Origin of the sequence: Azospirillum sp. B506 (assembly GCF_000333595.1) — a bacterium.
Lineage (GTDB): Bacteria > Pseudomonadota > Alphaproteobacteria > Azospirillales > Azospirillaceae > Azospirillum.
The window spans coordinates 1-7,952 of the sequence record NZ_BADK01000646.1 but is presented as its reverse complement, the minus strand read 5'-3'; the positions used below and the strand labels follow the sequence as shown (position 1 = coordinate 7,952).

Annotated in this window: 6 protein-coding genes and 3 pseudogenes; 4 read left to right on the top strand and 5 right to left on the bottom strand. The window is 62.1% G+C overall.

Annotation, left to right across the window (positions count from 1 at the left end; all coding sequences use genetic code 11):
* The 3 genes and pseudogenes from I71_RS19180 to I71_RS36175 all read left to right on the top strand — a co-directional run.
* A partial coding sequence (locus tag I71_RS19180) for a hypothetical protein (protein WP_211098404.1) occupies nt 1-311 on the top strand: 311 nt, incomplete at its 5' end.
* Between the two features lie 185 nt (nt 312-496).
* Nucleotides 497-1,417 carry a YafY family protein gene (locus tag I71_RS19175; RefSeq protein ID WP_244433925.1) on the top strand — a complete coding sequence of 307 codons (921 nt, stop codon included), beginning with the start codon at nt 497-499 and terminating at the stop codon, nt 1,415-1,417.
* 66 nt (nt 1,418-1,483) lie between these two features.
* Nucleotides 1,484-1,954 (top strand): annotated as a pseudogene (locus tag I71_RS36175) (IS21 family transposase); the annotation flags it as partial.
* Here the strand turns inward: I71_RS36175 and I71_RS36170 are convergent.
* Nucleotides 1,932-2,915 (bottom strand): annotated as a pseudogene (locus I71_RS36170) (DDE-type integrase/transposase/recombinase); the annotation flags it as partial. The pseudogenes I71_RS36175 and I71_RS36170 sit on opposite strands and share 23 nt — an antisense overlap.
* 74 nt (nt 2,916-2,989) lie before the next feature.
* Here I71_RS36170 and I71_RS38385 point away from each other — a divergent pair.
* A pseudogene (locus I71_RS38385) lies at nt 2,990-3,310 on the top strand (integrase core domain-containing protein); the annotation flags it as partial.
* A 130-nt stretch (nt 3,311-3,440) separates the two neighbouring features.
* Here I71_RS38385 and I71_RS36160 read toward each other — a convergent pair.
* From I71_RS36160 to I71_RS38380, 4 genes are all read right to left on the bottom strand, one after another.
* Nucleotides 3,441-3,806, bottom strand: a complete 366-nt coding sequence (locus I71_RS36160; protein WP_083897261.1) for a response regulator — start codon at nt 3,804-3,806, stop codon at nt 3,441-3,443.
* Nucleotides 3,806-6,958 (bottom strand): chemotaxis protein CheB, encoded by a 3,153-nt coding sequence (locus I71_RS19150; protein WP_042696582.1) that lies wholly within the window; start codon nt 6,956-6,958, stop codon nt 3,806-3,808. The genes I71_RS36160 and I71_RS19150 overlap by 1 nt, the downstream gene beginning before the upstream one ends.
* Before the next feature lie 472 nt (nt 6,959-7,430).
* Nucleotides 7,431-7,715 (bottom strand): hypothetical protein, encoded by a 285-nt coding sequence (locus I71_RS19145; RefSeq protein ID WP_012978193.1) that lies wholly within the window; start codon nt 7,713-7,715, stop codon nt 7,431-7,433.
* A gap of 49 nt (nt 7,716-7,764) precedes the next feature.
* Nucleotides 7,765-7,952 (bottom strand): hypothetical protein (locus I71_RS38380; protein ID WP_042696578.1); only part of this gene is annotated, 188 nt, incomplete at its 5' end.

Genomic DNA, 7,952 nt, shown 5'->3' with positions numbered 1-7,952 from the left:
ACGGCGCAGGCCGACGGGTCGAACGTACCCCTGAGGAGCGAAAGCGGGACCGCCAATCGTTGCTTCGGGACCTGCATGTCGCGCGTCAGGCGCTCGCCTCCCGTCAACGGACGGCCAAGGACCCCGTTGTCAGCAGTCATGCTCTGCTGCGGTATGTTGAAAGGGTGATGGGGATCGACGTCAAAGCGTTGGAGCGGAGTCTACACAGCCAGGAGGTGAAAGCGGCGATCCGCGCCGGGGCGACCCGAATCACGGTCGATGGGATCGGGCTCGTGGTCAAGGACAATGTCATTGTCACGGTTGTCGATTGAACATTTCGAGGCTCCACCCAGCGCCGAAAGCAATCTCTGGTTAGCATATTTCAGATTATTATGATATTTAAGAGTGATCTTGTGAATTTCACATATTTTTCTGCGTGCCAACGAGAAGAATGAGACACGAAAAGGCGCACAATCTGTTCCGGCTTGCGCTTGAGCTGCAATCCAGCCGGCAGGGGGTGTCGCTGGCCGACATCGAGGAGCGGTTCGGTGTCGGCCGCCGCACCGCGATGCGGATGAGGGATGCCGTGGCCTGTGTCTTTCCGCAGGTGGAGGAGATCGCAGGTGACGACCGCGCCAAGCGGTGGCGGATTCCGAAAAGCACGGTGAACGGCCTGATCGACGTCAGTGTCGAGGAACTCGCGGCGCTGGAGTCGGCTGCCCGTCTGATGCAGCAACAGAATCGCGCTGTCGAGGCTGCCGAACTCACCGGTCTCGTGGCGAAGCTGAAGGCCATGATGCGTCCGGACGCCGTCCGTCGGGTCGAGCCCGATCTTGACGCGCTGCTTGAGTCCGAGGGGCTGGCGATGCGTCCCGGACCGCGGCCGCGCATCGGAACCGGCGTCGTCACCATCCTCCGTGAGGCAATCAAATCCTGCCGCAAGGTCCGCATCGGTTACCGCAACCGGAAGACCCGGCAGACGAACGAACGGATCGTTCATCCCTATGGCTTCCTGCATGGCCATAGGCATTATCTGGTGGCTTGGCATGAGCATCCGAAAGCGGAGAAATTCGTCCTGTTCAGTTTGCCGGGCATCGAAACGGTGGACCTGTTGGCGGAGAGCTTCGTTCGGGATCCCGCCTTCAATCTGCAGAGTTTCGCCGCCCGCTCCTTCGGGTTGTTTCAAGAGGAGCCATTCGATGTCGTGTGGCGGTTCTCCCCCGATGCCGCCGACGTTGCCGCCGACTTTGTGTTCCATCCGACCCAGACGCTTGAACGGCAACAGGATGGCTCCCTGATTGTGCGGTTCCGTGCCGGCGGCGATCTGGAGATGGCTTGGCATCTCTGCATCTGGGGTGACAAGGTTGAGGTTCTCGAACCGGCACGACTGGCGGAATTGGTAAACGGTCACAGACGGGCGTGGCCGGCCTTGCCATGAAAAGACGTTGGATCGATTCTTCGATCAACACCCTCATGCACTCATCGCGCCTTTGAAAGATCGGGTGTGTGGGGAGTCAATCATGCGGTCCGTCGCCGTAAAACATCTGTTCGGTTCGTGCGGAAGGTGATCCGGTCGGAGGCCACGGAGTTCCGCTACACGCGCACGAACCAGCCTTTGCCGAAGATCGGCCCCTGGCGTGAAGAACTGGATGCTCTGTTGCTGGCCAACGAGGGGAAAGCATTACGGGAGCGCCTGACGCTGGTCCGGCTGTTCGAAACGTTACGGTCCCGCGGCTATGAAGGCGGCTACGACGCTGTCCGTCGTTATGCCCGGGTTTGGCGGCAGGAGCAGGGGCCCTCCGTCGCCCAAGCCTACGTGCCATTGAGCTTTGCGCCAGGCGAGGCCTACCAGTTCGATTGGAGCCATGAGGTCGTCCTGATCAACGGAACGACGGTCACGGTGAAGGTGGCCTATGTCCGCCTGTGCCACAGCCGGATGCTGTTCGTGCGGGCCTATCCGCGCGAAAGCCAGGATGGCCGGGCGGGACGGCGTGCTTGGCCAGCGTCTCCTCGAACAGCGCCTTGAACAGGGTGGCACTCTCGGCATCGGCGACGCACCAGCCCACCACCCAGCGGCTGAAGATGTCGAGGATCACGTAGAGATAGTAATAGGACCACTTCATCGGTCCCATCAGCTTGGTGATGTCCCAGGACCAGATCTCGTTGGAGGCTGTGGCCAGCAACTCGGGCTTCCGGTCGACCGGATGGCGGAGCTGGTCGCGGCGGTCCCGGACCTCGTCATGCTCGACCAGCAGGCGGTACATGGTGCAGATCGAGCAATGATAGACGCCTTCATCGAGCAGGGTAGCGTAGACTTCCGCCGGGGCGAGATCGACGAAGCGCGGCTCGCGCAGAAGAGCGAGCACCGTCTGGCTCTCCTGGACCGCGAGCGCACGCGGCGGTCGTGGCCGGGGGCGAGGCGCCGGTTCCCTGCCAGCCAGCCGGCCCCGGTGCCCGATGGACGCTGGCGCGCGCGACCCCCATGGCGGCGCAGGCCGCGCTTACAAGGCCACGGTCGGTTGGCAAGGCGGCGATCGCGCTCATCGCGGCGTCTCGTCGCTGTCGGCGGGAGACAGGGCAATCCCCAACAGGTCCGAGAATTTTTTTTGGACGTCAATGACCGCCTTCGGCCCGCGCTTGAGCGGCTTCAGCGCCTCGAAGGCGCCGGCGTCGCGTTGCCGGCGCCAGTCGGTCAGCGCCGACGAGTACAGACCTTCCCGGCGCAGGAGGGCCGCGATCCCGCCGGTGTCCGCCGCCCGGTCCGTCTCGGCCAGGATCCGCAGCTTCTCCGCCGCGGTGAAGGGGCGGCGCTTCGGACGCACCGACAACTCCGGGGAGATTGCGGCAGGCGCAGCAACAACCCGCGGCTTTGAACCGGCCTCAGGAACCGCGTCGGATATCGTGGCTGGGAGGGGCGTCTTATTGGGCATGGTCACGCGATGAATTTCCTACGCCCTCAAGCTTAAACTTCAGGGGGCCTGATGTCTCACCGCCATTGGCACAGAGGGGCCAGCGGCAACGGCCCCAGCCCGGCCTCCTGCGCCACTCGGATCGCAGCAGTCAATACCCCGCTGGGGATTATCGCAAGGCACTGATGAACAAGGGAATCATCCAATCGATGAGCCGTAAAGGCAACTGCTGGGACAACGCCCCGATGGAAAGCTTCTTCGGCAGTTTGAAAGCGGAATTCGTTCATGGTGCCCGCTATCCAACGCGCGCCGACGCTCCCAGGGACCTGTTCGCCTACATCGAAGGGTATTACAATCGCCAGGGACTGCACTCGGCTCTCGGCTACATCACCCCGGAACAAGCCGAGCTTCGAGCCGCTTAACCCGGTGTCCTTTCTGCCGGGGGAAGGTCATCGGTTATGTCCCCCATCATCGTGGGGTCGACGGTGGACGCGGCCATCCGGCGCCGTGCCTTTCACAGTTTTCCACTTTGATGGGCTCGTCGGCATCCGCTCAAGAAATGGCAGTGCATAAAATGCGAACGATGGCAGCGGGCGCGCAGGGCTTCCGAAGCAACGGTCTGTGCCGGTGTTGTTCCGGAAGGAGCTCCGGCCCGTATCCCGGGTGGAAGACAAAAGGCTTCCCGCCGGCTTCGAGCGCGTCGGCGACGGCAGTCACCCGCTCGTCGTCGAGTCGGACATCCAAGATGGCGGCATCGAAATCTTCCCGTTCGATCAGCGCCAGGGCATCGGCCACGCAGCTGGCCATGCCGACGTTGGTGGCTCCCGCATCCTGCAGGATTTCCTCCAACGCCATGGCAATCAGCAATTCGTCCTCGACGATCATGATCCGGCAGCCTTCCAGATGCTTTCCGGTCATTAGGCCTTCTCAAGGGGGGCGGGACTTTCGTCGTCGCTCCTCGTCTGGGCGACCGGTACGGTGAACGTCGCCTGGAGGCCGGTCGGATCGTAATCCACCATGACATCGCCGCGCAGTTCGTAGCGGATTTGCTGGGTGATCAGCTTGGAGCCGAAGCCATGATGGGTGGGAGGCGACACCGGGGGGCCGTCCGTCTCGCGCCAATGGACAAGCAGCACCGCATCGGCATCCCTTTGCCCGAATTCCCAGGTCACGACGACGCGCCCTTCCGCCACGGACAATGCGCCGTATTTCAGCGCGTTGGTCACCAACTCGTGGATCACCATGCCGAGCGCCAACGCGGCCTTGGGCCGGAGTTGAACGGCAGGCCCATCAACGGCAAAGCGTCCTTCGCTGGTGGCAAAAGGCTTCACTTCATTGAGCACGACGTCGTTGAGGGGAATGTTCCCCCAACGATCACGGGTCAGAAGATCGTAGGTGCTGGCGACCGCCTGCAGCCGTCCGAGAAACGCCGTGCATTCCGGTGCCTCGGCAATCGCCTTCAGCGTCTGCTGGGCCAAGGCGGTGACAACGGCCAGCATGTTCTTGACGCGGTGGTCGAGTTCACCGATGAGCTGGCGCTGCTGCTCCTCGGCCTCCTTGAGCGACGTCACGTCCACAAAGGTCAACAACAGGCCTTCCAGATCGTTGCGGGCTTTCCGGTAAGGCAGGATGCGCATCATGTAGTGCCTGGTCCCGTCCCTGGACCGAACCGCCTTTTCCACGGTCGCCGGGTCGGTAAGCGCATGTCTCAAATCCCGATCCAGATCGACCTGATCGAGATGGCTGACGATATCGGTCAGCGGACGGCCGCGGTCGCTCGCGATCAGATTGAAAATCTGGGTGATCGCCGGCGTGAAACTCCGGATCAGCAGGGATCGGTCCAGGAAGATGATCCCGATCTGGGTGCTGTCGAACAGATTCTGGAGATCGCTGTTGGACTGATCCAGCTCCTCGACCTTGCCGTTGAGTTCGATATTGACAGCGTGAAGCTCCTCATTGACGGACTGTGTTTCCTCTTTGGCCGTTTCCAGTTCCTCATTGGTTGCTTGCAGCTCCTCGTTGACCGAGATGAGTTCCTCGTTGGCGGACTTCAGTTCCTCCAATGAGGTTTCATACTCTTCGATCGTGCTCTGGAGCCGCTCCTTGGTATCGCGAAGTTCGCGTTCCAGCTGCTCCACCGCAATGGGATCCTGGCCCCAGTGACGCTCTTTGCCGTAGATCTCCTCCGCAGGACTTGGGCCTCCGACATCGGAAAACAGGACCAGGAAGAAGGGTTCGCCGTCGCGGTCGAACGGCTCGATCGTCAGATCGAGCACTTGGACACGATCGTCCACCTCCACAGCCAGGTGCTTGCGGGTTATCGGCTTGTGGGTCTGCATCGCCTCGTGCAGGGCGCCGCGAAGATCGAGCCGCAGTCCCTTGCGGGCCATCGCCAGAAGCTGCCGGTTCGGGGCGCCGGGAGGCGCCTGAAGGTACTTGCCGGTGTTGGCAGAATAATAGACCACCTCACTGTTCTGGTTGACGACGACATGGGCCGGAGCGAAACGCTCCAGCACGCGCGCTTCCACATGCCCACGCAGATTGGCGGCATTGGACTGGATCGAGCGGGGGGTCTCGGCCGATCCGCGAGGCGTGCGGCCGCCATGCTCCGCAATGGCGAAGGGAATGGTCACGGAAACCGCATCCTGCCGGCGGAACAGGCGATGTTTTTTGTCGATGGGTACGAACAGCGTCTGATGCTGCCCGATCGTCTCGGCCACGCCGAGGAAAAGATAGCCGCTGGGACGCAACGCATAGTGGAACATCGGGATCACCTGATCCTGAAGTCCCATCCCCAGATAAATGAGCAGGTTGCGGCACGAAATCATGTCGATGCGTGAAAAGGGCGGGTCACGGACGACGCTATGCGCCGAGAAGATGCACAGGTCGCGCACCTCTTTGCGAACGAGATAGCTGGTGCCGTCCTCAGTGAAATGGCGTTTGAGCCGGTCCGCCCGCACATCCCGCACCAGATTGGCGGGATAGCGCCCGGTGCGTGCCACTTCCAGGGCATGCTCGTCGATGTCGGTGGCGAAGACCTGGATCTTCGGCACGCTGTGGAGGGTTTCCGCATATTCGGACAGCAGCATGGCGATGGAGTACACCTCCTCGCCGGTGGCGCAGCCCGGTACCCAGACGCGCACTGCATCGCCGGCGCCTTTCCCGGCGAACAGATGCGGGATGACGAGGTCCTCCAGCGCCTGGAAGGTCTCGCCGTCGCGGAAGAAGGTGGTGACGCCGATCAGCAGATCGCGAAACAGTGCCGCGGCTTCCGTACGGTCCTCACGCAGGTGTTCGACATAGCTGTCGATGTCCGTCAGCCGCAGGGCCTGCATCCTGCGTTGGACACGGCGCAGGAAAGTGTTGTGCTTGTAGCCCTGGAAATCGTGCCCGATCTGATTGCGCAGAATGGTGGTGATGCTTCTGCGTGCCGCTTCCAGCCGCACATCCTCTTGAACACCCTTTTCACCCGTCAGATCGCCCAGCGACGTGGTGGTTCGCGCATAGTCCACCAGCGTCGCCGCCATCGTTTCCACCGGCGCGACAAGGTCGACGCCGCCGGTGGCGATGGCGCTGTTCGGCATGCCGTCATGGCGGGGAATTCCGTCATGCCCCTGGGCGATGGTGAAGCCGCCCCGTTCCTTGATCGCCTTGACGCCCAGGGTGCCGTCGCTGCCGCCGCCCGACAGGATGATGCCCACCGCTCTTTCACCGCAGTCGCTGGCGAGCGAACTGAGGAAGAGGTCGATCGGGTTGCGCTCGCGGCGGGAGGCGCTGTCCGGCCGGACATGCAGCCGGCCGCTGTCGATGGTCAGCAGGGTTCCTGGCTGCAGGGTGTAGATGCGGTTTGGCTCGACCAAATCCCCGTCGCGGGCCTGATGCGCCGGCGTGGGCGTGCATCGGCCGATGATGTCGGCCAGCAGGCTTTCGTGTTCCGGTGACAGATGCGTCACGACCACGAAGGCCATGCCGCTGTCGGCAGGAACGGCGCCGAACAGCCCCTCCAAGGCCTCCACCCCGCCAGCGGACGCGCCGATCCCGACGATTGGGAAGGATGCCTTGTCGCTCATGCTGCTGCCCTTCCACAGATCCTGACGATCCGGATCGATGTCGTTTGAGGATGCCGGGGATGGCGCTCTTGTCGGCGATGAGCTTTTCTACAGTTCAACTGGAGCACCCCCTCGGGACGATGGCCGGCCGTCCCTGGTGGCGTTCTTCCTCACAGTCGATGCCAAATTCTGACGCGGACGGTAAACTCACTCTCTAGCACCTTCCTTTGGTTGGGCACCACCGTCATCGTCCCAGTTGCGAAGCGGAGTGCTACGCTCCCGCTGGAGTAGACGCTCATCGCCGATCCTTGCGGTCACCGGTGGCACGGACGCGGTTTCAATGAACATTTTCCCGTTCAGGAAATGGACTGACGACGAACGATGTTTCAGTTGTACAGTTTGCATGACGACACCTTCTCTGCGGTAAACTTCGGTGCGGAACGGCTTTCCGCGATAGACGGAGCATTGCTCCGCCCGGTCCTCGCAACAATGTTCATCCGGGCAGGAGAGTTCCGTTTCCCGCCGGTTCCAGGAGCCGGTCCAACTCATCGGGGTCGATGAGCACCGTCTGCTCCATGGCCATTCCGCGATTGGACTGCGGAAGACGGAGCCAGGTCGCGCTGCGCCGATACACAGGGAAGGAGAGCGAGTCGATCAACTCCTCGTCGGTCTCCACGATGTAGCTTCCCGCCGGTTGCACCCCGTCGACGCCGCTCAAGGCAAAAGGATGGGCGAACGTTACGGTCCTGCTGGTGGTGCGGGTGAATGCGGTGGTCATCGAAAGGTGCTCCCATTCATGTCCGGCGGATTTCCTTGAAAGCAGCTGTCTATCCGCCCGAACTGGAGAACAGCAGCCCGACAAGAAAGCCGACTGAGACGCCAAGTGTCAGATAAGCCATGTTCTTCCATTTCGGCGCGGACAACGCCCAGGCGGCACGCTCTGAAACCATCCACTCCGACAACGTCCCGTGCGTGAGCGACATGGCGATCTCCTTCCGGATATTTGCTTCAAATA